The following is a 21,862-nucleotide window of genomic DNA, read 5'->3' as shown; positions in this document are numbered from 1 at the left end:
CGTTTTCTTGGGTTTTTTTGTCAGGCGCGCTCGATCAGCGCATCGACCACCAGCGCGCCCTCGCCGGCCGCGCCCAGCATCACCGGGTTGGCGTCGAGCGAGGCGATGCGGCCGCCGGCGGCCACCATGGCCCGGCCGACCGTGATCGCCACGTCGGCCAGCGCGTCCACATCCAGCGCCGGGTCGCCGCGCACGCCTTGCAGGTACGGCGCCATGCGCAGACCGGCCAGCGCCTCGCGCACCGCCGCGCGGTCGAAGGGCGGCAGCAGCACCGCCACGTCCTGCACGGCCTCCACGTCGCGCCCGCCCGCGCCCACCACCACCACCGGGCCGAAGACCGGGTCGTGCCGGGCGCCGACCAGGCATTCGTGGCGGCCCCGGTGCATGGCCGCGACCACCACGCCTTCCTGCGCCACGCCCATGGCGGCGAGCTGCTGCCACTGGCGTTCGAACTCCTGCGCCGCCGCGTCGGCGCTGGTGATGCCGAGCGCCACCAGGCCGTGCTCGGACTTGTGCGGCACGTCGCGCGAGCAGGCCTTGACCACCACCCTGGCCACGCCCAGCGCGGCGAAAGCGGCACGCGCCTCATCGGCGCTGCGGCACAGCCGGAACGGCACCACCGGCACGCCCCAGCCGCCCAACGCGGCCAGGCTGTCGGCCTCGTTGAGAAAGCCCGGCGGGCCGTCGGGCAGCGCCACCACCGGCTCGCGCGACGAATGCTCCCAGGCCGCCGGCGGCCGCTGCAGCAACGCGGTGTGTCCGGCGAGTTGCGCCAGCACGCCGAGCGCATCGTTCTCGTTGACGAAGGTCGGCACGCCCAGGCGTTTGAAAGGCGCGGCCACGCTCTCCTGCCAGGCCGACACCGCCACCGGTTTGCCGGTACGCGCCGCGAAGGCCGCCGTGTCGCGGGCGAAGGCCTCCACGTCGTAGCCGGTGCCGGCCACCGGGATGTGGATGAAGAACAGGTCGGCCGCCGGGTCGTCGGCCACCGCCGGCAGCACGTCGCCGAACAGCCCGCTGTTGGACAGCAATGCGGCGGTGATGTCGATCGGATTGGTGGCGGTGGCGAAGCCCGGCAGGCGCGCGGCCACCGCAGCGCAGGTGGCCGGCGCCAGCTCGGCCAGCGGCAGGCCGTGGTCCTCGGACGCGTCGGCACCCATCACGCAGCTCGCACCCGAATTGCTGATGATGACCAGCCGCCGGCCTTCGGGCCGCCAGCCCGCCAGATAGGCCTCGGCGGCCAGCGCCTGCGCATGCACGTCGCGCACCCGCCAGATGCCGTGGTGGCGCAGGAAGGCGTCGACCGTGCGGTCCTCGTTGGCGAGCGAGCCGGTGTGCGAGCTGGCCGCCTTGGCGCCGCTGGCACTGCGCCCGGCCTTCACCGCCACGATCGGCAGGCCGCGCTCGCGGGCATAGGCCGCCGTGCGGGCCAGCAGGGCCGGGTCGGCGATGGTTTCCAGATAGAGCAGCAGCAGCTTCACGCCGGGGTCGTGCGCCACGGCCCAGGCCATGTCGGCGACCGTCACGTCGGCCTCGTTGCCGGTGGCGTGCACATGGCGCACGCCGATGCCGCGGCCACGCAGCAGGCCGTAGGCCATGGCGCTCATGCCGCCGCTCTGGCTGACCACCGCCACCGGCCCGTCGCCGGGCGGCACCTCGGTGAACATGGTCGAGAAGGAGGCGATGGCGCCGTTGCCGAAGTTGGCCAGGCCCTGGGTGTTGGGGCCGTACAGCCGCATGCCGGCCGCGCGTGCCGCATCGCGCATGCGGTCCTGCAGCGCGCGGCCCTCGGCGCCGGCCTCGCCGAAGCCCGAGGCGATGACGATCGCCGCCTTCACGCCGCGCCGGGCGCAGTCTTCCACGGTCTCCACGGCTTTCTCGCCGGAGACGATCACCAGCGCCAGCTCGGGCACTTCGGGCAGGGCATCGAGCGACGGATAACAGGCGAGGCCCTGCAGCTCGGTGCGAGTCGGGTTGACCGGATAGATGCGGCCGGCAAAGCCGTTCTGGCGCATGTAGTGGATCGGCCTTCCGCCGATCTTGTGGATGCTTTCCGAGGCGCCGATGACGGCCACGGTGCGGGGTGCGAGTGCGCTGGCGAGGAGTTCGTCTTCGTTCATGTCGGATGGGTCGGTGTCTTGTCGAGAAAGGCGGCGATGGCGCGGCCGGCGTGTTCGCCGTAGAGGTTGGCGACGAAGGCGTCGCGTTCGGCGTCGAGCTGGGCGCGGCGCTCGCGGTGGCGCGCGCCGTAGACCAGGCGCTTGATGTCGGCCTGCGCGCCCGCCGCGCCCCGGGCCAGCCGTTGCGCCCATTCCAGGGCGGTGGCCAGCGCCTGGCCGTGCGGCACCAGCCGGTTGATCAGGCCCCAGCCGTGCAGGCGCTGCGGCGTCACCTTGCCGCCGTCGAGTAGCAGCTCCAGCGCGGCCTGTGGCGGCAAGGCGCGCGCCAGGCTGTCGGAGCCGCCGCCGTCGGGCGACAGGCCGATGCGGGCATAGGACATGACGAAAACCGCGTCCTCGGCCGCCACCACCAGGTCGCAACCCAGGCACACCGAGAAGCCGCCCCCGGCCGCTGCGCCTTCGACCGCCGCGATCACCGGCTGCGGCGATTCCTGCAGCGCCATCACCCAGTCGTGCAGGGCGTCGAGATGGCCGTGCTGTTCGTGCGCGGGCAGTTCGCGCTGGCGGCGCAGGCGGTTCAAGTCGCCGCCGCCGCAGAAGTGCTCGCCCTCGCCGGTCAGCACGATGGCGCGCACCGCCGGGTCGGCGGCGGCCTCGCGCACCGCCTGGGCGCCGCCGCGGTACATGGCGGGATGCAGGGCGTTGCGCAGCGCGGGGTTGGCGATGGTCATCACCAGCACCGGGCCTTCGCGGCGCAGCAGCAGTTGTCCGGTGGTCGTGCCGCTCATGGGTTCAGTCCATCTTGATGTTGCCGGCCTTGACCACCGCCGCCCACTTCACGATCTCGCCGTGCAGCTGGCGCTGGAACTCGGCCGGCGTGTTGGGCCGGGCCTCGGCGCCGGCGTCGTAGAGGCGCTGGCGCACCGCCGGGTCGGCCATGGCGCGGCCCATGTCTGCGCTCATCTTCTGCACGATCTCCGGCGGCGTGCCCCGGGGCGCCACGAAGGCCGCCCACGAATACGCCTCGTAGTCGGGCAGGCCTTCCTCAGCCATGGTCGGCACCTCGGGCAGCAGCGCCGAGCGTTGCACGCTGCCGACGGCCAGCGCCTTGACCTTGCCGGCGCGCAGCTGCGGCAGCGCGGTGGGCGCGTCGCTGAACATCAGCTGCACCTGGTTGCCGAGCAGGTCGGTCATGGCCGGCGCGCTGCCCTTGTAGGGCACGTGCTGCAGCGTGGTGCCGGCCTTCATGTTGAACAGCTCGCCGGCCAGGTGCGTGCCGCCACCGTTGCCCGCCGAGCCGAAGCTCAGCTTACCCGGCGTGCGCTTGTCGAGCGCGATCAGCTCGGCCACGTTCTTCACCGGCAGCGACGGGTGCGCCACCAGCACGATCGGAAAGATGGCGCCGAAGGTGACCGGCGCGAAGTCACGCTCGATGTCGTAGGGCAACGGCGACTTGAGCGCCGGCAGCACCGAGTGGTGGATGCTGCAGACGAAGACGTTGTAGCCGTCGCCCGGCAGCTTGGCGGCGATGTCCGCGCCGACGATGCCGCCCGCGCCGGCGCGGTTGTCCACCACCACCGGCTGGCCCCACATCTCGCCGACCTTCTGGGCGACGGCGCGCCCGGTGGTGTCGACCGGCCCGCCGGCCGGGAACGGCACGACGAAGCGCAGCCCACGATTCGGCCACGGCGCGGGCTGGGCATGGGCCGGCAGGCTCCAGCCGGCGAGGCCGGCGCTGCCAAGCGCGAGGAGGCGGCGACGATCGATTTCCTGGTCATGGCGCATGGTGCTTGTCTCCGTCGAATGGTTCGTTCTTGTTCAGGTGTCGATGCGGGCGAGCCCGTGGTCGAGCACGGTGCGGTCGCGCTCCACCGCGCGCATGCGAAAACGCACCGCGCCGTCGCGCCGCCAGCTTTCCAGCCGCAGCGTCTCGCCTGGAATCACCGGCGCCGAAAAGCGCGCGTAGAGGCTGCGCATGCGGCGCGGATCGGCCTGGCCGTAATGCGCCAGCAGCGCGTGGCCGGCCATGCCCCAGGTGCACAGGCCGTGCAGGATGGGTTGCGGATAGCCGGCCTGCCAGGCCACCACCGGATCGGAATGCAGCGGATTGCGGTCGGCCAGCAGCCGGTAGAGCAGCGCCTGCTGCGGCAGGGTCGGCAGGTCGATGGTGGTCTCGGGCTCGCCCTCGGGCACCGGCGTGGGTGTGGGGCCGGGCGCATCGCCCGGCACGGCGGGCGTGGCGAAACCGCCGTCGGCACGCGCGAACGAGGTGTGCACCACGGTCGCGTAATGCTGGCCGCTGTCGGCGTCGATCAGGCGTTTTTCGTAGCGGATCAGCGCGCCCCGGCCGGGGCCCTTGTCGACCACCGACAGCACCCGGTGGCTCGACCGCACGCAGCCCTGCGGCGGCAGCACGGCGTGCCACTCCACGGCTTCCTCGCCGTGCACCGTCTGAGCGAAGTCGATGCCGGTGCCGGAGTCGGCCATCCACGAGCCGGGAAAGCCCAGCACCACGGCCATGGTGGGCAGGGCCTGCAGCCGGCCCTCGCCGCTGTCCTCGACGAAGCGCAGCTGGCGGCTGTCCACCGGATCGCGGCCGACACCCAGCGCCAGCGCGTAGAGCATGGTGTCTTCGGCCCGGTAGTGGTGCACCGTCTCGGTGAACTCCCAGGCCATCAGGCGGTGGTAGTCGATCATGCTCAGTCGACCGTGGCACCCGAGGACTTGACCACCTTGGCCCACTTCTCCACCTCGGCCTGCAGGAAGCCGCCGAACTCCGCCGGGCTGTTCCAGGACGCGGCGAAACCCTGCGCCTCGAACTTGCTCTTCACCTCGGGCAGGGCGAGCGTTTTCTTCAGCTCGGCGCTGAGCCGCTCGACCACGTCCGGCGGCGTGCCGGCCGGCGCCAGCAGGCCGTTCCAGGCGATGGCCTCGTAGCCCGGCAGGCCAGACTCGGCCACCGTCGGCAGCTCGGGCGCCACCGGCGAGCGCTGGGCGCTGGTCACCGCGATCGCCTTGAGCTGGCCGCCCTTGACCTGTGGCATGGCCGACAGCATGGTGTCGAACATCAGCTGCGTCTGCCCGGCGATGGTGTCGGCCAGGCCCGGCGCGCTGCCCTTGTAGGGAATGTGGGTCATCTTCACGCCGGCCATCGAGGCGAACAATTCGGCCGCCAGATGGGTCGACTGGCCGTTGCCCGACGACGCGAAATTGAGCCCGCCCGGCTTGCTCTTGGCCAAGGCGATCAGCTCGGCCACGGTGCCCGCCGGCAGCGCCTTGTTGGCGACGATCACCAGCGGCCCGCGCGTCAGCAGCGACACCGGCACGAAGTCGCTCATGAGCTTGTAGTTGAGGCTCTTGAACAGCGTGGGGTTGATGGCGTGGGCGGTCGTCGCCACCACCAGCGTGTAGCCGTCGGCCGGGCTGTGCGCCACGATCTCCGCGCCGAGGTTGCCGCCGGCGCCGCCCCGGTTGTCGATGATGAACTGCTGCCCCGTCTGCTCGGAGAGCTTCTGCGCCACGATGCGCGCCACGATGTCGGTCGGCCCGCCCGGCGGATAGGGCACCACCAGCCGCACCGGCTTGTTCGGATAGGCCTGCGCCAGGGCCGGCACGGCGGTGCCGAGCGCGGCGGCGCCCACGGCCAGCGCCAGCACGGCGCGGCGGAAGATCGATCGGGGTTGCATGCTGCTTGTCTCCTGCTCTTTTTTGGGGATGTCTCGAAAAAAGCGCTGCGCCGGCCGGCGACGGTGGCTAGGGCGGTGCGATCGGCATGAAGCGCACCAGCGTGCGTTCGTGGTGCTGGAAGAAGGTCGCAGCCACCCGCTGGCCGATGGCCACGCCCGGCGCCGCGTGCGCCATGAGGCGCGGCCCTTCGGCGAGCGTGACCAGCACCAGGGTGTAGGGCGCGAGCGCGCGAAACGCCTCCGACGGCGCCCGGGCGACCTCGGTCACCGCGTGCACGGCGCCGGTGCCGGCCGCGTCCTGCCAGGCCAGCCGGGCGCTGCCGCAGCGGGTGCAGGCATAGCGCGGCAGGGTCTGGGCGTGGCGGCAGTCCTGGCAACGCTGAAAGCGCAGCCGGCCTTCGGCCAGGCCATCGTTGAACGGTGCGGCGAGCGCGCTCATGGCGTGGCTCCTTCGGCCGACAGGATCAGGCTCACATGCGAGGACATCACCCCGCCGTCGGCATGCACGAAGGCGCTGGCCGGTGGCGCGATCTGGCGCGCACCGGCCGTCCCGGTCATCTGGCGAAAAGCCTCCACCGCATGCGCCATGCCGCCGGCCACGCCGCAGTGGCCGAAGGACAGCAAACCGCCGTGGGTGTTGAGCGGCAGCGGGCCGTGCGGCGCGAAGTCGCCGCGCCGCAGCCGCTCGGCTGCACCGCCGCGCGGGGCGAAGCCGATCTCTTCGAGCAGCATCGTCAGGGTGATGGTGAAGGAGTCGTAGATGCCGAGATAGCGGATGTCGGCGATGTCCAGGCGCGCATCGGCGAAGGCGCGGCCGGCGGCCTGCGCGGCACCGCAGGCCATCACGTCTTCCATGGCGCTCAGGTGCTGGTGGCGGTGCGCCTGGCCGGCGCCGGCGATGGCCACCGGCCGGTGCGGGCCGGGCTCGGCGGCCACCACCAGCGCGGTGGCACCGTCGGAGATGGGGCAGCAGTCGAGCAGCCGCAGCGGCGCGGCGATGGGCTTGGAGGCCCGCACCTCGTCGAGCCCGATCGGCGTGCGCAGGTGCGCCAGCGGATGCTCGGCCGCGCGCTCGCGCATCGCCACCGCGAAGGCGGCGAGGTCGTCGCCGCCGAGGCCTGTTTCGTGCAGGTAGCGCGAGGCCATCAGTGCGTAGTAGGCCGGCACCGAGGCGCCGTTGGGCACCTCCATGTCGGGGTCGCCGACCTGGGCCAGGGTCTGGATGGCACTGTCGCGGCTCTGGCCGCTGAGCCGGTTCTCGCCGGCCACCACCAGCACCCGCCGGCAGCGTCCGCTCTGCACCAGTTCGCGTGCGGCCATCAGCATGGCCGCGCCGGTGGCGCCGCCGAGCTGCATGCCGTGCGCATAGGTCGGCCGCAACGAGAAGCGCTCGGCGAACAGGGTCGACAGCATCAGGTGCGGCAGCGTGGTGGCGTAGCCGCAGAGCAGGCCGTCGATGTTGCCGTGGTCGAGCGCGGCGTCCTGCAGCGCGGCTTCGGCCGCCTCGGCCATGAGGTCGAGCGCGCCGCGTCCTTCGTGCCGGCCGAAGGCGGTGATGCCGGCGCCGGCGATGTAGGCCCGCGCGACCATCAGGTGGCCTGCCCGGCGACGAGCGCCACGTCGTACTGCGCCTCGGTGCAGGCGCGCAGCTCGGCTTGGCTCACGCCCGGCGCCAGCTCGGTCAGCACGAAGCCGCTGCGGCGGTCGGGCCGCACGAAGACGGCGCGGTCGGTGATCAGCATATCGACCACGTTGGCGCCGGTCAGCGGCAGCGAGCAGGCGCGGCGGAACTTGGACGAGCCGTCCCTGGCCGCATGCTCCATCAGCACGATGATGCGGCGCACGCCGGCCACCAGGTCCATGGCGCCGCCGGGGCCCTTGATCATCTTGCCGGGCACCATCCAGTTGGCGAGGTCGCCGGTCTCCGACACCTCCATGCCGCCGAGCACCGAGCAGTCGACGTGGCCGCCGCGAATCATCGCGAAGCTGTCGGCCGAGGACACATAGCTGGTGCGGTCCAGCTCGGAGATCGTCTGCTTGCCGGCATTGACGATGTCGGCGTCGACCGCGTCCTCGGTGGGGAACGGACCCAGGCCCAGCATGCCGTTCTCGGACTGCAGGGTCACGTCCACGCCGGGCGCGATGTGGTTGCCGACCAGGGTCGGAATGCCGATGCCCAGGTTCACGTAGAAGCCGTCCTGCAGCTCGCGCGCCGCGCGTGCCGCCATCTCGTCGCGGGTCCAGGGCATCAGGCGGTCTCCTTCCGGGCGTCGGCGGGGTGTGCCGGGGTCACGGTGCGTTTTTCGATGCGCTTCTCGTTGCGCGTGGCCACGATCAGCCGCTGCACGTAGATGCCGGAGGTGTGCACCTGGTCCGGGTCGATGCCGCCGACCGGCACGATCTCTTCCACCTCGGCCACGGTGACCCGGCCGCAGGCGGCGGCCATCGGATTGAAGTTGCGCGCCGACTTGCGATAGACCAGGTTGCCGTGGGCGTCGGCGCGCCAGGCCTTGACGATGGCCAGGTCGGCGCGCAGGCCGGTCTCCAGCACATAGGTCTCGCCGTCGAAATCGCGGTGATCCTTGCCTTCGGCCACCAGGGTGCCGACGCCGGTGCGGGTGAAGAAGCCGGCGATGCCCGCGCCGCCGGCACGCATGCGTTCGGCCAGCGTTCCCTGCGGATTGAATTCGAGCTGCAGCTCGCCGGCCAGGTACTGGCGTTCGAACTCCTTGTTCTCGCCGACGTAGGAACTGATCATGCGGCGCACCCGGCGCGCGGCCAGCAGCAGGCCCAGGCCGTAGTCGTCCACGCCGCAGTTGTTGGAGATGAAGGTGAGGTCCTTGACGCCCGAGGCCAGCAGGCCGTCGATCAGCGTCTCGGGAATGCCGCAGAGGCCGAAGCCGCCGGCGGCGATGGTCATGCCGTCGAACAGCAGGCCGTCGAGGGCGTCGGCCGCGTCGCGGCGGATCTTGGTCGCCATGTCGTGTGTCTCCTTCGGTGTTTCGGGGGCGGCTCTAGGCCGGCATCGCCTCGACCTGCCGCCATGCCAGGTCCGCCACCCGCGCATAGCGCTCGCCCATGGCCTGCGCCTCGGGGCTGGCCGCGGTGCCGCGCAGCGCGCGGCCGCGGATGCCGTGCAGGATCGCGGCGAAGCGGAACATGTTGAAGGCGATGTAGAAGTCCAGGCCCGGCACGCCGTCGCGGCCGGTGCGGCGGCAGTAGGCGTCGACGTAGGCGGCCTCGCCGGGCAGGCCGTGGGCGGCGAGATCGAGGCCGGCGATGCCGCCCAGGATGTCGGGCGGCATGCGGAACATCATGGCGTTGTAGGCGAAGTCGGCCAGCGGATGGCCAAGCGTGGACAGCTCCCAGTCGAGCACCGCCAGCACCCGCGGCTCGGTGGGATGGAACACCATGTTGTCGGCCCGGAAGTCGCCGTGGGTGATGGTGGTCTCATCCCCCGGCGGAAGGTTGTCGGGCAGCCAGCGCACCAGGCGGTCCATGGCCGGATGGCGACCGGCCTGCTCGTCGTCCAGATACTGCTGCGACCAGCGCGCCACCTGCCGCGCCACGTAGCCGCCGGGCCGGCCGAAGTCGGCCAGGCCCACCGCCATGTAGTCGACGCGGTGCAGCGCGGCGAGCGTGGCGTTCATCGCGTCGAGGTAGGCGGCGCGCTCCTCGCGAGGCACCTCGGCGAAGCTCGCGTCCCAGAAGATGCGGCCTTCCACCATGTCCATCACGAAGAAGCCGCTGCCGATGACGGTGTCGTCGGTGCACAGCCCCAGAATGCCCGGCACCGGAAAGCCCGTGCCGCCCAACGCGGCCATCACCCGCGCCTCGCGCTCCACCGCGTGCGCGCCCTTGAGCAACACGCCCGGCGGCTTGCGGCGCAGCACGTAGCTGCGCTTGGGCGTGCGCACCCGGTAGGTCGGGTTGGACTGCCCGCCGCTGAAACGCTCCAGCGTCAGCGGGCCGTGGAAGCCATCCACGTTCGCCGTCATCCAGGCCGCGAGCGCGGTGGTGTCGATCTCGCCGCTCACGGCCGCGCCCCGTGCAGCGCGTCGCGCTTGATCTTCTTGGCCAGCGACCATTTGTGCACTTCCGTCGGGCCGTCGTAGATGCGGAAAGCGCGGATCTCGCGGAACACCTGCTCGACGATGCTGTCGCGCGTGACGCCGCTGCCGCCCATCACCTGCACGCAGCGGTCGGCCACGCGGTAGAGCGCCTCGGACACCGCCACCTTGGCGATCGAGCTCTCCACCGTGCCGTGCGCGCCGCTGTCGAGCACGCCCGCGCACCAGTCGATGGTGAGCGCGCATTGCTGCAGGTCGATCAGGTTGTCGGCCAGCATGAAACCCACGCCCTCGTGGTCGATCAGCAGCTTGCCGAAGGCCTTGCGTGTGGTGGCGTAGGCGGTGGCGATCTCCTGCGCGCGGGCGCAGGCGCCGAGCCAGCGCATGCAGTGCGACAGGCGCGCGGGCGCCAGCCGGATCTGCGCGTACTTGAAGCCCTCGTCCACCGCGCCCAGCACGTCGTCGGCGGGCACCCGCAGCCCGTCGATGGCGACCAGCGCATGGCCACCGGGCATGGAACTGTCGATGGTGTCGAGCACCCGCTCGATGCGGATCGCCGGATGCGGCAGCTCGACCAGGAACATGGTGGCCTGGGCCTGTTCGCCGGTGCCGGTGCGCGCCATGACGATGCCGGTCTTCGCACCCTGCGCGCCGGTGATGTACATCTTGCGGCCGTCGATCACCCAGTCGTCGCCGTCGCGCACCGCCGTGGTCGTGAGCATCGACGGGTCGGAGCCGGCGCCGCCTTCTGCCGCCGGCTCGGTCATGAAGAAGGCCGAGCGCGCGCCCTGCACCAGCGGGTCGAGAAAACGCGCCTTCTGGCTCGGCGTGGCGATGCGGCCGAGCAGGAACATATTGCCCTCGTCCGGCGCCATGGTGTTGACCGCCACCGGCCCCAGCGGCGACAGCCCGGAACGCTTGAGCACGGCGGCGGTTTCCAGCTGGCTCAGGTGCGAGCCGTCCGGCAGGATGTGCGGCGTCAGCAGGCCGGCCTCGCGCGCCTTGCCGCGCAGCTCGGCCACCAGTTCCTCGCTGGGGCCGTGGGCGCCGCAACGCGGGTCGCGCTCGTAGGGCACGACCGTCTGGCGCACGAAGGCTTCGATGCGCTCGGCCAGCAGCCGGCTGCGTTCGGTGGGGCAAGGTGTGAACATCAACGTTCCGCCAAAAGAGAGGTTCAAAGGCTGCTGCACAGGTGACCGCCGTCGACGGCGATCACCGAGCCGCTCATGTAGCGCGAGGCGTCGGAGGCCAGCATCAGCAAGGGGCCGTCGAGGTCTTCCAGCCGCCCGAGGCGGCGCTGGGGAATGCGCTTGATGAGTGCCTGGCCGGCATCGCCCTGCCAGAAGTCGCGGTTGAGTTCGGTCTCGATGTATCCCGGCGCCAGCGCGTTGACCCGGATGCCGTGCCGCGCCCACTCCAGCGCCAGCGTCTTGGTGAGCTGGATCACGCCGGCCTTGGACACCGCGTACGACACCAGCCCGCCGGCCTGCCGCAGGCCCAGCACCGAGGCCACGTTGATCACGCTGCCGCCGCCCGCCGCGCGCATCGCCGGGGCCAGCGCCTGGGCCATGAAGAACATGCCCTTGAGGTTGGTGTCGATCACCGTGTCCCAGTCTTCCTCCGACTGCGACAGCGCCGCGCCCTCGCGCACCACGCCGGCGTTGTTGACCAGGATGTCGATGGCGCCGGCGCGCTCGACCAGCGCGGCGCGCGAGGCGGCGTCGGACACGTCGAGCGCCAGCGCGTTGGCCGTGCCGCCGGCCTCGCGCACCTGGGCGGCGACCGCCTCCAGGCTGCCGGTGCGCCGCGCGGTCAGCACCACCTCGGCGCCGTGCGCGGCCAGCACCGCCGCGAAATGCGCGCCGAGGCCGCTCGATGCGCCGGTGATCAAGGCCCGTTTGCCTGCCAGCGCCTGCCCGCTCGAAACCATGTCGTCTCCAGACTTCTTGTGGCTGTCCGGAAAAATTGTAGGATGATATTGATCTACAAAAGTATGGGGCTAACCATGACGGAGAATCCGAGCCTTTCCCGATCCACGCCCGCGTCCATGTCTCCGTCACCTTCCGAAACCCGGGCGCAGAGCGCCTCCGACGTGGTCTTCTTCGGCATCGTCAACGGCCTGGAAACCCAGGGCTTCGTGCCCGCGCAGCGGCTGGTGGAAACCGATCTCGCCGTGCAGTTCGGCGTGGGCCGCAACTCGGTGCGCGAGGCGCTGGCGCGGCTGGCCGCCGAGGGCATCGTGGAGCTGCAGCGCAACAAGGGCGCAGCGGTGCGCTCGTTCTCGCTGCAGGACACGCTGGACGTGCTCGACGTGGCCGAGCGCATGACCGGCCTGCTCGCCCGGGCCGCCGCCAGGCATGCCAAGGCCTCGGGTTTGATCGCCACGCTGCGTGGCGTATTGAAGGAGGTGGAAGCCGCCGACGCGGCAGGCAAGGACGACGACTTCGCCGTGGGCCGGCGGCGCTTCTACCGCACCCTGCTCGACATGGCCGGCAGCCGCGAGCTCAAGCGGCTCTTTCCGGCGATCCACATGTCGGTGGTGTATGCGCAGCACCGGCTGCCGGCGCTGCGCCGGCTGCGCACGCAGGACTACCGGCAGATCGCCCAGGCGGTGGTCGCCGGCGACGAAGCGCGAGCCGACGAGGCCGGCTGCCTGCACGTCGCGCATGTGCGCGACGAGATCCTGCGGCAAGGCGCCTGAGCAGGCGCCCTGGCGGGTGAATCAGCCCGCCGCCCTGGCCGCCCCGTGGCCGAGCGAGGCTTCGTAGGCCGCAATGGCTTCCACCTTCGGGATGGAGCGGCCGCCGTCGAAGCTCGACGCCAGGAAGGTGTCGACAATCGCCTTGGCCAGTTCCGGGCCGACCACGCGGGCACCCAGCGTGATGATCTGCGCGTCGTTGCTGCGCGCCGCGCGTTCGGCCGAATAGGTGTCGTGGGTCTGCGCGGCGCGGATGCCCGGCACCTTGTTGGCCGAGATCGCCATGCCGATGCCGGTGCCGCAGAGCAGGATGGCGCGGTCGATCTCGCCGGCGGCCACCCGCTCGGCCACGGCGATGGCCACGTCGGGGTAGAGCACCGGCTGGTCGTCGTGGGTGCCGAAGTCCTGCACCGCGATGCCGCGCGCGGCGAGGTGGGCCTTGATGGTTTCCTTGAGTGCGCAGGCGGCTTCGTCGCAGCCTATGGCCAGTGTCGTCATGGTTCGGTCTCCGGTGATTGTTCAGCGAAAAATGGCGTGGCTCCGCCGAGGCCGGCGCAGGGCCGGACCGGTCGTCGGGGCCGGGCGTTTCAGTGCGTCGCGGGCGGCGACACCAGCAGCCGCTGCAGCGAGCGGGCGAGCTGCTCGAGCAGCAGCAGGCAGGAGGTGGCACCGGCGTCGAGCACGCCGATGGAGCGGTCGCCCAGACGGGCGGAGCGGCCGATGCGGGCGCGCAGGTCGCGGGTGGATTGCTGGCCGGCACGGGCGGCCTCGACCAGGGCGTCGAGCGCGCTGGAGAAGTCGGCGCCGGCATCGAGCGCGGTGGCGAAGGCGTCGCGAGCGGGCACCAGCGTGTCCATCAGCGTCTTGTCGCCGACCTGGGCGCCGCCGATGTCGGCCACCGCCTGCACCGCCTCGTCGAGCGCTGCGCGAAAACGGGCGGCGTCCAGCGTGGCCTGGCCGTCGAGCCGGTCGGCCCAGGCCTGGAAGAAGCTGCCGTAGAGCGGGCCCATCGAGCCGCCGATGCCTTCCATCAGCGTCAGCGCCAGGGTGTCGAAGGCGGTGCCCAACGTCGGCGGCGGCTGCATGCCGCGCAGCCGCTCGCCGCACAGGCTGAAGCCCTTGCTCATGTTGATGCCGTGGTCGCCGTCGCCGATGGCGCCGTCGATCTCGCTGAGGTACTGGCGGTTGGCGTTGATCACCTCGACCAGGTCGAGCACGACGGCGCCGGCGGAGTCGAGCAAGACGGTCTGCGTGGAGGAAGTAGCGGTGGCGTTCATGCGGTGGCTCCGACGACGGTGAGGGCGGGCGATTCGCAGGGCGCGCGCAGGCAGCGCTCGAGCTCGTCGTCCAGGCGGATCAGGGTGAGCGTGACGCCCATCATTTCGAGCGAGGTGAAGTAGTTGCCGACCAGCGGCTGCACCGCCGTGATGCCCTCTGCTTCGAGCCGCGCGGCGACGGCGCCGTAGAGGATGTATTGCTCCATCAGCGGCGTGGCGCCCAGGCCCGAGAGCAGCACGCCGACGCGGTCGCCGCGCACGAACGGCAGGTCGGCCAGCACCGCGTCGCACAGGGTCGCGGCCATGGCGGCCGCCGGCGCGGTGGGCGCCACCTGCACGCCCGGCTCGCCGTGGTGGCCGATGCCGACTTCCATCTCGCCGTCGGCGATGTGGAAGTTGGCCTTGCCCACCGCCGGAATCGTGCAGGAGCTCAGGCCGATGCCGATGCTGCGCGTCGCGCCGATGGCTTTGTGCGCCACCGCGATCACCTCGTCGAGCGAGGCGCCCTCGGCGGCACGCGCGCCGGCGATCTTCCACATCAGGATCTCGCCGGCCACGCCGCGCCGGCGTGCCTCGTCGCCCTGGGCGGCGGAAGCCACGTCGTCGTTGGCGACCACGGTTTTGAGCGTGATGCCGGCGCGCTCGGCCAGCTTGGCGGCCATCTTCACGTTCATGTTGTCGCCGGCGTAGTTGCCGTAGAGGCAGGCCACGCCGGCGCCGCCGTCGGCAGCCTGCACCGCGTCGAAGAAGCTCTTGGCGGTGGGCGAGGAGAAGATCTCGCCGACGGCCACCGCGTCGAGCAGGCCGGGGCCGACGTAGCCGAGAAAGGCCGGCTCGTGGCCGGAGCCGCCACCGGTGACGATGCCGACGCGGCCCGGCACCGGCGCGCCGGTGCGCAGCAAGGCGCGCGGGTTGGCGGTGGCCGACACGCGGCCGGCATGGGCGGCCAGCCAGCCCTGCAGCATGTCTTCGACCATCAGGTCGGGGTCGTTGAAGATGCGGTTCATGCGTAACTCGTCTCGAAGAAGCCGCGGGCGTAGCGCAGCGAGGCGCCGAGCACCCGCTCGATGTCGGCCAGCGGCACGCGGTAGGGATCGCGGCCGGGTTTGGCGTCGCGGCCCCGGTGCAGCCGCATCGGAATCTCGATGGACAGGTGCAGGCCGGGCTGCGCGGCGATGGCGGTGAGGATGCGGTCCACACCCACTTCGCCCTCGCCGAGGGCGGTGAAGAACCAGCCGTCCTCGGTGCGGCGCACGTCCTTCACATGGGTGTGCACGCACAGCGGCATGGCGATCAGCGCGTCATCGGCCGCGGGCACGTCCGGGCGGTGCGACGCGGTGTTGCCCGCGTCGTAGTTCAGGCCTACGCAGCGCTCGCCGATGGCCCCGAGCAGCGCCGGGCCGTCGGCGGCGGTATCGAGCAGGTTGTCCGATCCGTCGCCCGGGTTCTCCAGGCCGATGGCGATGCCGATCGCCTCGGCATGGCGCGCCAGCTCGGCGATGTTGTCCAGGAAACGCCGCTCGTTGCCGCGCCCGGAGGCGTTGGTGTTGATGACCTCGGCGCCGAGCCGGCGCGCGAAGTCCATGCGGCCCTTGAAGACCTTCACCGCGTCGGCGCGGCCCAGGTCGATGTGCGAGGAGAAGGCGCGGCAGGCGATGCCCGCGTCGCGCATCCAGCCGGCATAGGCGGTGGCCTTGTCCGGCGTGAAGGCGCTTTCGTCGAAGGGCTCGGTGTAGCCCACGATCCACGCCGGCTCGACATGCGTGGCGCCGATGCGCGCCAGGCTTTCGAGCATGCGGGCGGCCTCGTAGCCGTCGTAGGGCGCGGCCGAGATGGAGATGCTGCGGTCGGTCGTCATGGTGCGTTCCCTCGCGTTCAGCGCAGCGTGAGCCACGGCAGGTAGGCGAAGCCCAGCAACAGGGCGATGGCCACGCAGTAGAAGGGAATCAGCTCCACCACCACGTCGCCGATGCGCACCTTGGCGATGGTGCTGGTGATGAACAGCGTGGTGCCGATCGGCGGGTGGTAGAGCCCGATCGACAGGTTGACGATCATCATGATGCCCAGCTGTACCGTGTCCATGCCCACGGCCGAGGCCAGCGGCACGAACATGGGCGTGAGCAGCAGCACCGCGGCCGGCAGGTCGATGAACATGCCGGTGGCCAGCATGATCAGGTTCATCGCCAGGATGATCAGCCAGGGCGACTGCAGCGTTTCCTTGGCGAAGCGGGTGAACTCGGCGGGCAGCTGCTCGTAGGTGACGATCCAGCCCACCACGCTGCTGGCCATGATGATCAGCAGCACCACGCCGGTGGAAATGCCGGCTTCCACCGCCGCGTGCTTGAGCTTGGCGATGGTGAGGTCGCGGTAGACCAGCGAGGACACGACCAGCGCGTAGAGCGTGGACATCACGCTCACCTCGGTGGGCGTGGCGATGCCGAAGCGCAGGAACACGATGATCAGCACCGGCATGGCCAGGGCCGGGCCGGCATGGGCCAGTTGCAGCCAGAAGGCGCGCCAGACGAAGGGCGTGGTGTCGCGCGGGAAGTTGCGCCTGCGGCCCTGCACGTAGCACACCGCCATGAAGCCAGCGCACATCAAGAGGCCCGGCAGGATGCCGGCCACGAACAGCGCGCCGATGGACGCGCCCGACACCAGCGCGTACACGATCATCGGGATCGAGGGCGGGATGAGGATGTCGATCGTGGCCGCCGCCGCCAGCGTGCCGGCGGCAAATGGCGCCGGGTAGCCGAGCTTCTTGAGCCAGGGAATCAGCATCGAGCCGATGGCAGACGCATCGGCCACGGCCGAGCCCGACACGCCGCCGAAGATGGTCGACGACAGCACGCCGACCTGTGCCGGGCCGCCGTGCACCCGGCCGATCATCATCGACAGCAGGCTCACCAGGCTCTGGCCGAGCCGGCCGCTGACCATGAGCGCGCCGGTGAGCATGAAGAAGGGAATCGCGATCAGCGGAAAGCTCTGCGTCTGGCCGAGCATCTGCTCGATGGCCAGGTGCACCGGCACGCGGTCGATGATGAGCAGGCCGCCCACCGACGCCGCCACCAGCGCATGCGCGATCGGGATCGACAGCAGCGCCGCGCCCATGAAGAGAAAGATGACGAGCATGCTCATGGATGGGCTCCGGCGGTGGTGACGGGCGCGGCCATGGCGTCCTCGTCGGGCTGGGGGGCATCGCCTGCCGGGCACGCCCAGATCTGCGGCAGCCGCAGCAGCGTGACCAGGGCGAGCAGCACGAAGCCGGTCATGAGACAGAACACGCCCACCGAGCCGGGCACCTGCAGGATGGGCGTGCGCTCGTCGGCCGCGATCTCGGCCAGCGGCCAGGCGGTGCAGGCCAGCGCGATGTACATGGCCGCCGTGCCGAGGGCACCGCCGGCCAGCACCCAGCGGCGCACCGAGGGTGGCATGCGCTGGGTGAGGATCACCACCGCGATGTGCGAGCCGTGCTGGGCGGCCAGCACCACGCCGGCCATGATCATCCAGGGGAAGAGCAGCTCGGGCAGCTCCGACGCGAACGCCAGGCTGGTGCCGGCGATGTAGCGCAGGCCGACGTTGGCGCTGAGGATGACGAAGACCAGCGTGAGCGTGAGGTAGAGCACGCCGCGGCAGGCCATGCCCACCGCGTTGTCGATGTGCCGGAACAGCGGGTTCATGACCGACTCCGGAACAGTCAGCGAACGGCCTGCACCACGCGGCGCACGAAGTCGCCCTGCGGGCTGGCGTACCACTTGTCGTAGACCGGCTTGGTGGCGGCCACGAAGGGCGCGCGGTCCACCGTCTCGACGTTGATTCCCTTGCCCTTGAGCTCGACCAGCAGCTTCTCGTCGGCTTCCCTGGAGAGCTTGCGCTGCAGCTGGGTCGCTTCCCTGGCGGCGTCCTTCACGATGGCCTGGTCGGCCGGGCTCAGCTTGTCCCAGGCGCGTTTGCCCATCAGGAAGGGCGTCACCTCGTACTTGTGGCCGGTCAGCGAGATGAATTTCTGCACCTCGTAGAGCTTGGCCGACACGATGTTGGTCAGCGGGTTCTCCTGGCCGTCGACCACGCCCTGCTGCAGTGCCACGTAGAGCTCGGAGAACTTGATCTGCTGCGCGTCGGCGCCGAGCGCCTGCATGATGTCGATGGTCACCGCGTCGGCCGGGGTGCGGATCTTCAGGCCCTTCAGGTCGGCCGGTGCCTTGATGGCGCGCTTGCTGTTGCTGAGGTGGCGGATGCCGTTGTCCCAGTAGCCGAGCACCACCAGGTTCTTGGCGGCGCTGCGGCTGGCGAGCTCCTCGCCGACCGGGCCGTCGAGCAGGGCCCAGGCCTTCTCCACGTCGGAGAACAAAAAGGGCATGCCCAGCGCCGCGTATTCGGGCACCACCGCCGAGAGCGTGCCCTGGCTGTTGGCCGAGATGTCGAGCGAGCCCGAGCGCAGCGCGGTCACCATGGCCGCGTCGTCGCCGAGCTGCGACGAATGCGCTACCTGCACCTCGATGCGGCCACCGGATTTCTCCTTCACGCGTTCGGCGAACAGCACCGACGCCTCGTGGCGCGGGTTGCCGGGCGCGGCCCCGTGGCCGAGCGTGAGACGGGTGGTGGGCTGGGCGACGGCGGCGAAAGCGGCCAGGCCCAGTGCGGCGGCCAGCGCCAGGGTTCTGCGTTGCATGGTCTTGTCTCCTGCGCCACTGCGGGCGCCTTTTTGTTGGTGGGTCGCGAAGAAGCAAAGAAGGCGCAGCCCCGCCGCGCCTTCGGGGGTCAATGGATCAACATGCCGCCGTTGATGTCCAGGGTGACGCCGGTGAGGTACTTGGAGAGGTCACTGGCCAGGAACACCACGGGGCCCGCCACGTCGTCCGGTCCGCCGATGCGGTTGAGCGGAATCTGCTCCAGGATGCCGGCCTTCTTGTCGTCCGGGATCAGGCCCTTGTTGATGTCGGTGGCGATCAGGCCCGGCGTCACGCAGTTGATGCGGATGTTGGCGCCGCCGAACTCGCGCGCCATGGCGCGCGCCAGGCCGAGCACGCCGGCCTTGGCCGCCGAATAGTGCGGGCCGCCCAGGATGCCGCCGCCGCGCTGGGCCGACACCGAGGAGATGCACACGATGGAGCCGCCGCCGCCCTGCTGCATGGCGGGAATGACGGCCTGCGACATCAGCAGCGTGCCGCGCAGGCTGACGTCGAGCACCGCTTCGTAGTCGGCCTCGCTGATGTCGAGCGTCTTGCGCGGCTGGGTGATGCCGGCGTTGTTGACCAGCACGTCGACCCGGCCGAGCTGCCGGACCGCATCGGCCACGGCCTGGAGGCACTGCGCCTTGTCGGTCACGTTGGCGACCAGGCCGACATGACCTTCGCCCAGGCGGGCCGCCGCCTCGGCGGGTCGGGCGTTTTCGAGGTCCACGATGACCACGCGGGCGCCGTGCTCGGCCATCATCTTCGCGGTGGCGAAACCCAGGCCGTTGGGGCCGGCACCGCCGGTGATGACGGCAACTTTGTCCTTGAGAAGCATGTCCTGGTCTCCGTTCGATAATCGCGGCCAAAAGTCGGCCGCTGTTTTGCAGCGGTCGCAGTGTCCGAGCGCGAAGACATGAGAACAAGAGACAAAACTTCAGCACCGCATGACGTTCCGTCATACGAGGGTCAACCCGCAGGAGCCGCGCATGCGTAGCGCCCTGCCGCCGCTGGCTTTGCTCATCGCCTTCGAGGCGGCCGCGCGCCGGCTCAACTTCTCACTGGCCGCCGCCGAGCTGCACCTCACGCCCTCGGCGGTGAGCCACCAGATCGCCAAGCTCGAGCAGTACATCGGGGTCAAGCTGTTCGAGCGCCGCAGTCCCGGCCTGGCGCTGACCGCTGCCGGTGCGCGTTACCTGCAGCGCATCGCGGGCGCGCTGCAGGCGCTGCGCTCGGCCACCGACGATGTGCGCCAGGGCATCCGCAGCACCCTGCACGTGCATGCCTCGCCGAGCTTCGCCAACCTGTGGCTGATGCCGCGGCTGAGCGCGTTCGCCCAGCGCCATCCCAACATCGCGCTGTCGCTGTCGGCATCGCCCTCGCATTCGGATTTCGCGGTGGGCGGTGTGGACCTCGACATCCGCTATGGCACGCCGCAGTGGCCGCAGTTGCAGGTGATGCCGATCGCCGACGAGACCATCCTGCCGCTGGCGCATCCGGACTTCATCGCCCGCCAGGGCATCGCCGGCCCGGCCGACCTGTTGCAGGTGCCGCTGATCCAGTCGACGGTGAGCGTGGTGCAGTGGAGCGACTGGTTCGCCAGCCGCCACGTGGCCGGCCGCCCCGAGCGCTACGCCTACCGTTTCGACCGCGCCTACCTGGCGCTGGACGCGGCCGAGCAGGGCCTGGGCGTGGCGCTGGAAAGCACCTTCATCGGCCAGCGCCACCTGGCCGGCGGCCGGCTGCAGCCGGTGTTCGACGACGGCGAAGGCCTGCCGGTGCGCGGGCATTTCCTGGTCTGCCCGCAATGGCATCTGCACAAGCAGGAAGTGGCGCGCTTCGTGGCCTGGGTGCAGGAAGAGGTGGCGGCGGGCAGCCATGCGCCGGCACCGGCTCCGGCGGTGCCGGCACCCGCCGACGATGCCGCCGCGACGACCGTCGCTGCGGGCTAACCCTCTCCCCGGCCGCTGTTCGGCGGATCACCATGGCCGCATGGCGCAGGGCTTTCGGCCACCGGCCGCAGCCCCGGCGCCATCCGCCAGCCGGATCGTTTCCGCGACCCGTCGACCGGCGGTTGTCGCGAAGGAGACACCATGAAAACCAGGAAAGCCGGCATCTTCGCCGCCACCGTATGCGCTCTCGCATTCGCGACCTGGACGATTCCCGTGGCCGACGCCAGCGCCGACCGCGTGGGCGCCCCGGCCGAGCGCAGCACCAGCCTGTCCTTCGGCCAGTTCCATCCGGGCAATGTGTCGATCGGCCAGGTGTTCCGGGGCTCGTGGCCCTGAGCCATGCGCCTGACGACTGTCATTGGGCTACCGTGAACGGAGACAGTACCGGGGCGACCTGACGCCCCGGTGAGGTGCATCGTTTCGCCGCGATGCCACGACGCGGTGCGCGAGGACACCTCGGTGACCGCTTTTCCCCAATCTGCCGACCGCCGAAGCCCTGGCACGCATTTCGCATGCGTCTTTTAAAATAATTGGTCCAACCACTTGGCCAGCAGGCTTCTCCGGCTCCGATGCAATCCCTTCAACCCGTCAGCGTCACCCGCCTCTACCGCATGATCGCCGCCCAGATCGGCGGAAAGATCCAGGCCGGGCATTTTCTGCCCGGCTCCCGGCTGCCCTCCGAGCGCGACCTGGCCGAGCAGCTCAAGGTCAGCCGCACCTCGGTGCGCGAGGCGCTCATCGCCCTGGAACTAGAAGGTCTGGTCGAGGTGCGCGTGGGCGCCGGGGTCTTCGTCTGCAGCCCGGCGGCGCCGTCGGCCCTGGAAAGCACCGAACCCACGGTGCGTGAATGGCTCAGGTCGCAGGGCGACATCGGCCCCTTCGACCTGATCAAGGTGCAGCTGCTGGTCGAGCCCGAATGCGCCGCCATGGCCGCCGCCAGCGCCTCCGACGAGGCCATCGCCCGCATCGTGGCGGCCGGCCGTGCCATGGAAGGCTCGGCCACGCCGCGCGAACACAACCGCGCCTTCCACATCGCCATCGCGGCTGCCACCAACAACGCGGCCATGGCGATGACGGTGACCAATCTCTGGAACCTGCACGACGAAAGCCCGATGTTCCAGAAGCTGGAGCAGCACTTCGTCAACAACCCGGAATCGTGGGCCAAGGCCGAGCACGAGCACGAGGAGCTGATGCAGGCGCTGGTACACCGTCGCCCCGACGACGCCCGGCTCGCCATGCAGGCGCATTTCATGGGTTCGCAGTTCCGCCTGTCCAAGGCCTTCCCGCTCGAAGGAGCAATACCCGCCCTTTGAAGTTTTCGCGACGGGCGAAGCCGGCGACGGCATCGCCCTTTTCATAAAAAAATTGGTCCAACCACTGGTCAGCCCA

At 70.7% G+C, this 21,862-nt stretch carries 24 protein-coding genes; 4 read left to right on the top strand and 20 right to left on the bottom strand.

The window, feature by feature from the left end:
• Positions 1 to 20: 20 nt before the first annotated feature.
• The 12 genes from R9X41_RS01430 to R9X41_RS01375 form a co-directional block, all read right to left on the bottom strand.
• Positions 21 to 2,120, bottom strand: a complete 2,100-nt coding sequence (locus R9X41_RS01430; RefSeq protein ID WP_318633122.1) for an acetate--CoA ligase family protein — start codon at positions 2,118 to 2,120, stop codon at positions 21 to 23.
• Positions 2,117 to 2,908, bottom strand: coding sequence for an oxepin-CoA hydrolase, alternative type (locus tag R9X41_RS01425; RefSeq protein ID WP_318633121.1), 792 nt, complete (start codon positions 2,906 to 2,908; stop codon positions 2,117 to 2,119). The genes R9X41_RS01430 and R9X41_RS01425 overlap by 4 nt, the downstream gene beginning before the upstream one ends.
• Positions 2,909 to 2,912: 4 nt before the next feature.
• The gene (locus tag R9X41_RS01420; protein ID WP_318633120.1) at positions 2,913 to 3,905 is read right to left on the bottom strand and encodes a tripartite tricarboxylate transporter substrate binding protein; all 993 of its coding nucleotides are present in this window, start codon (positions 3,903 to 3,905) and stop codon (positions 2,913 to 2,915) included.
• A 33-nt stretch (positions 3,906 to 3,938) separates the two neighbouring features.
• The gene (locus R9X41_RS01415; RefSeq protein WP_318633119.1) at positions 3,939 to 4,817 is read right to left on the bottom strand and encodes a MaoC family dehydratase; all 879 of its coding nucleotides are present in this window, start codon (positions 4,815 to 4,817) and stop codon (positions 3,939 to 3,941) included.
• 2 nt (positions 4,818 to 4,819) lie between these two features.
• A complete protein-coding gene (locus tag R9X41_RS01410) occupies positions 4,820 to 5,806 on the bottom strand; it encodes a tripartite tricarboxylate transporter substrate binding protein (protein WP_318633118.1) in 987 nt (328 codons plus the stop codon).
• A gap of 67 nt (positions 5,807 to 5,873) precedes the next feature.
• Positions 5,874 to 6,245, bottom strand: a complete 372-nt coding sequence (locus R9X41_RS01405) for a Zn-ribbon domain-containing OB-fold protein (RefSeq protein WP_318633117.1) — start codon at positions 6,243 to 6,245, stop codon at positions 5,874 to 5,876.
• The gene (locus tag R9X41_RS01400; RefSeq protein ID WP_318633116.1) at positions 6,242 to 7,396 is read right to left on the bottom strand and encodes a thiolase family protein; all 1,155 of its coding nucleotides are present in this window, start codon (positions 7,394 to 7,396) and stop codon (positions 6,242 to 6,244) included. Before R9X41_RS01400 ends, R9X41_RS01405 begins: the two co-directional genes overlap by 4 nt.
• The gene (locus tag R9X41_RS01395; protein WP_318633115.1) at positions 7,396 to 8,055 is read right to left on the bottom strand and encodes a 3-oxoacid CoA-transferase subunit B; all 660 of its coding nucleotides are present in this window, start codon (positions 8,053 to 8,055) and stop codon (positions 7,396 to 7,398) included. Before R9X41_RS01395 ends, R9X41_RS01400 begins: the two co-directional genes overlap by 1 nt.
• The gene (locus R9X41_RS01390) at positions 8,055 to 8,786 is read right to left on the bottom strand and encodes a CoA transferase subunit A (RefSeq protein ID WP_318633114.1); all 732 of its coding nucleotides are present in this window, start codon (positions 8,784 to 8,786) and stop codon (positions 8,055 to 8,057) included. Before R9X41_RS01390 ends, R9X41_RS01395 begins: the two co-directional genes overlap by 1 nt.
• A gap of 34 nt (positions 8,787 to 8,820) precedes the next feature.
• Positions 8,821 to 9,894 carry a phosphotransferase family protein gene (locus R9X41_RS01385; protein ID WP_412556651.1) on the bottom strand — a complete coding sequence of 358 codons (1,074 nt, stop codon included), beginning with the start codon at positions 9,892 to 9,894 and terminating at the stop codon, positions 8,821 to 8,823.
• Positions 9,840 to 11,027, bottom strand: a complete 1,188-nt coding sequence (locus tag R9X41_RS01380) for an acyl-CoA dehydrogenase family protein (RefSeq protein ID WP_318633113.1) — start codon at positions 11,025 to 11,027, stop codon at positions 9,840 to 9,842. The genes R9X41_RS01385 and R9X41_RS01380 overlap by 55 nt, the downstream gene beginning before the upstream one ends.
• Positions 11,028 to 11,050: 23 nt before the next feature.
• Entirely contained in the window at positions 11,051 to 11,806 is a 756-nt protein-coding gene (locus R9X41_RS01375; protein ID WP_318633112.1) for an SDR family NAD(P)-dependent oxidoreductase, read from the bottom strand.
• 117 nt (positions 11,807 to 11,923) lie between these two features.
• Between R9X41_RS01375 and R9X41_RS01370 the strand changes: the two genes are divergently transcribed.
• Positions 11,924 to 12,577: a GntR family transcriptional regulator gene (locus R9X41_RS01370; protein WP_318633111.1), complete on the top strand. Its 654-nt coding sequence runs from the start codon at positions 11,924 to 11,926 to the stop codon at positions 12,575 to 12,577.
• Positions 12,578 to 12,598: 21 nt separating this feature from the next.
• Here the strand turns inward: R9X41_RS01370 and rpiB are convergent, their stop codons facing one another.
• The 8 genes from rpiB to R9X41_RS01330 all read right to left on the bottom strand — a co-directional run bounded on the left by rpiB (position 12,599) and on the right by R9X41_RS01330 (position 19,359).
• The gene (gene rpiB / locus R9X41_RS01365; RefSeq protein WP_318633110.1) at positions 12,599 to 13,072 is read right to left on the bottom strand and encodes a ribose 5-phosphate isomerase B; all 474 of its coding nucleotides are present in this window, start codon (positions 13,070 to 13,072) and stop codon (positions 12,599 to 12,601) included.
• 89 nt (positions 13,073 to 13,161) lie between these two features.
• Positions 13,162 to 13,851 (bottom strand): dihydroxyacetone kinase subunit DhaL, encoded by a 690-nt coding sequence (gene dhaL, locus R9X41_RS01360; protein WP_318633109.1) that lies wholly within the window; start codon positions 13,849 to 13,851, stop codon positions 13,162 to 13,164.
• Positions 13,848 to 14,858, bottom strand: a complete 1,011-nt coding sequence (locus R9X41_RS01355; protein ID WP_318633108.1) for a dihydroxyacetone kinase subunit DhaK — start codon at positions 14,856 to 14,858, stop codon at positions 13,848 to 13,850. Before R9X41_RS01355 ends, dhaL begins: the two co-directional genes overlap by 4 nt.
• Positions 14,855 to 15,709 (bottom strand): sugar phosphate isomerase/epimerase family protein, encoded by an 855-nt coding sequence (locus tag R9X41_RS01350; RefSeq protein ID WP_318633107.1) that lies wholly within the window; start codon positions 15,707 to 15,709, stop codon positions 14,855 to 14,857. The genes R9X41_RS01355 and R9X41_RS01350 overlap by 4 nt, the downstream gene beginning before the upstream one ends.
• Positions 15,710 to 15,726: 17 nt before the next feature.
• Positions 15,727 to 16,986 carry a TRAP transporter large permease gene (locus R9X41_RS01345; RefSeq protein ID WP_318633106.1) on the bottom strand — a complete coding sequence of 420 codons (1,260 nt, stop codon included), beginning with the start codon at positions 16,984 to 16,986 and terminating at the stop codon, positions 15,727 to 15,729.
• Complete coding sequence (locus R9X41_RS01340) at positions 16,983 to 17,528, bottom strand: TRAP transporter small permease (protein ID WP_318633105.1); 546 nt, start codon at positions 17,526 to 17,528, stop codon at positions 16,983 to 16,985. Before R9X41_RS01340 ends, R9X41_RS01345 begins: the two co-directional genes overlap by 4 nt.
• Positions 17,529 to 17,545: 17 nt before the next feature.
• Positions 17,546 to 18,520 carry a TRAP transporter substrate-binding protein gene (locus tag R9X41_RS01335; protein WP_318633104.1) on the bottom strand — a complete coding sequence of 325 codons (975 nt, stop codon included), beginning with the start codon at positions 18,518 to 18,520 and terminating at the stop codon, positions 17,546 to 17,548.
• A gap of 89 nt (positions 18,521 to 18,609) precedes the next feature.
• Positions 18,610 to 19,359, bottom strand: coding sequence for an SDR family NAD(P)-dependent oxidoreductase (locus R9X41_RS01330; protein WP_318633103.1), 750 nt, complete (start codon positions 19,357 to 19,359; stop codon positions 18,610 to 18,612).
• A 151-nt stretch (positions 19,360 to 19,510) separates the two neighbouring features.
• Here R9X41_RS01330 and R9X41_RS01325 point away from each other — a divergent pair, with 151 nt between their 5' ends.
• The 3 genes from R9X41_RS01325 to R9X41_RS01315 all read left to right on the top strand — a co-directional run bounded on the left by R9X41_RS01325 (position 19,511) and on the right by R9X41_RS01315 (position 21,786).
• Entirely contained in the window at positions 19,511 to 20,473 is a 963-nt protein-coding gene (locus R9X41_RS01325; RefSeq protein ID WP_318633102.1) for a LysR substrate-binding domain-containing protein, read from the top strand.
• A 141-nt stretch (positions 20,474 to 20,614) separates the two neighbouring features.
• Positions 20,615 to 20,809 carry a hypothetical protein gene (locus tag R9X41_RS01320; protein ID WP_318633101.1) on the top strand — a complete coding sequence of 65 codons (195 nt, stop codon included), beginning with the start codon at positions 20,615 to 20,617 and terminating at the stop codon, positions 20,807 to 20,809.
• 233 nt (positions 20,810 to 21,042) lie between these two features.
• A complete protein-coding gene (locus R9X41_RS01315; protein ID WP_318633100.1) occupies positions 21,043 to 21,786 on the top strand; it encodes a FadR/GntR family transcriptional regulator in 744 nt (247 codons plus the stop codon).
• Positions 21,787 to 21,862 lie beyond the last annotated feature (76 nt).

This window comes from Xylophilus sp. GOD-11R (assembly GCF_033546935.1).
Taxonomy (GTDB): Bacteria; Pseudomonadota; Gammaproteobacteria; order Burkholderiales; family Burkholderiaceae_C; genus Xylophilus.
Note: the sequence above shows the minus strand (reverse complement) of the source record. Positions and strands in the feature narration are given on the sequence as shown.

What these genes read in the sequence shown, in the direction of transcription:
- R9X41_RS01430 (WP_318633122.1), bottom strand. Translation starts at nt 2,120, where the DNA reads ATGAACGAAGACGAACTCCTCGCCAGCGCACTCGCACCCCGCACCGTG.
- R9X41_RS01425 (WP_318633121.1), bottom strand. Translation starts at nt 2,908, where the DNA reads ATGAGCGGCACGACCACCGGACAACTGCTGCTGCGCCGCGAAGGCCCG.
- R9X41_RS01420 (WP_318633120.1), bottom strand. Translation starts at nt 3,905, where the DNA reads ATGCGCCATGACCAGGAAATCGATCGTCGCCGCCTCCTCGCGCTTGGC.
- R9X41_RS01415 (WP_318633119.1), bottom strand. Translation starts at nt 4,817, where the DNA reads ATGATCGACTACCACCGCCTGATGGCCTGGGAGTTCACCGAGACGGTG.
- R9X41_RS01410 (WP_318633118.1), bottom strand. Translation starts at nt 5,806, where the DNA reads ATGCAACCCCGATCGATCTTCCGCCGCGCCGTGCTGGCGCTGGCCGTG.
- R9X41_RS01405 (WP_318633117.1), bottom strand. Translation starts at nt 6,245, where the DNA reads ATGAGCGCGCTCGCCGCACCGTTCAACGATGGCCTGGCCGAAGGCCGG.
- R9X41_RS01400 (WP_318633116.1), bottom strand. Translation starts at nt 7,396, where the DNA reads ATGGTCGCGCGGGCCTACATCGCCGGCGCCGGCATCACCGCCTTCGGC.
- R9X41_RS01395 (WP_318633115.1), bottom strand. Translation starts at nt 8,055, where the DNA reads ATGCCCTGGACCCGCGACGAGATGGCGGCACGCGCGGCGCGCGAGCTG.
- R9X41_RS01390 (WP_318633114.1), bottom strand. Translation starts at nt 8,786, where the DNA reads ATGGCGACCAAGATCCGCCGCGACGCGGCCGACGCCCTCGACGGCCTG.
- R9X41_RS01385 (WP_412556651.1), bottom strand. Translation starts at nt 9,894, where the DNA reads ATGGTCGCTGGCCAAGAAGATCAAGCGCGACGCGCTGCACGGGGCGCG.
- R9X41_RS01380 (WP_318633113.1), bottom strand. Translation starts at nt 11,027, where the DNA reads ATGTTCACACCTTGCCCCACCGAACGCAGCCGGCTGCTGGCCGAGCGC.
- R9X41_RS01375 (WP_318633112.1), bottom strand. Translation starts at nt 11,806, where the DNA reads ATGGTTTCGAGCGGGCAGGCGCTGGCAGGCAAACGGGCCTTGATCACC.
- R9X41_RS01370 (WP_318633111.1), top strand. Translation starts at nt 11,924, where the DNA reads ATGTCTCCGTCACCTTCCGAAACCCGGGCGCAGAGCGCCTCCGACGTG.
- rpiB (WP_318633110.1), bottom strand. Translation starts at nt 13,072, where the DNA reads ATGACGACACTGGCCATAGGCTGCGACGAAGCCGCCTGCGCACTCAAG.
- dhaL (WP_318633109.1), bottom strand. Translation starts at nt 13,851, where the DNA reads ATGAACGCCACCGCTACTTCCTCCACGCAGACCGTCTTGCTCGACTCC.
- R9X41_RS01355 (WP_318633108.1), bottom strand. Translation starts at nt 14,858, where the DNA reads ATGAACCGCATCTTCAACGACCCCGACCTGATGGTCGAAGACATGCTG.
- R9X41_RS01350 (WP_318633107.1), bottom strand. Translation starts at nt 15,709, where the DNA reads ATGACGACCGACCGCAGCATCTCCATCTCGGCCGCGCCCTACGACGGC.
- R9X41_RS01345 (WP_318633106.1), bottom strand. Translation starts at nt 16,986, where the DNA reads ATGAGCATGCTCGTCATCTTTCTCTTCATGGGCGCGGCGCTGCTGTCG.
- R9X41_RS01340 (WP_318633105.1), bottom strand. Translation starts at nt 17,528, where the DNA reads ATGAACCCGCTGTTCCGGCACATCGACAACGCGGTGGGCATGGCCTGC.
- R9X41_RS01335 (WP_318633104.1), bottom strand. Translation starts at nt 18,520, where the DNA reads ATGCAACGCAGAACCCTGGCGCTGGCCGCCGCACTGGGCCTGGCCGCT.
- R9X41_RS01330 (WP_318633103.1), bottom strand. Translation starts at nt 19,359, where the DNA reads ATGCTTCTCAAGGACAAAGTTGCCGTCATCACCGGCGGTGCCGGCCCC.
- R9X41_RS01325 (WP_318633102.1), top strand. Translation starts at nt 19,511, where the DNA reads ATGCGTAGCGCCCTGCCGCCGCTGGCTTTGCTCATCGCCTTCGAGGCG.
- R9X41_RS01320 (WP_318633101.1), top strand. Translation starts at nt 20,615, where the DNA reads ATGAAAACCAGGAAAGCCGGCATCTTCGCCGCCACCGTATGCGCTCTC.
- R9X41_RS01315 (WP_318633100.1), top strand. Translation starts at nt 21,043, where the DNA reads ATGCAATCCCTTCAACCCGTCAGCGTCACCCGCCTCTACCGCATGATC.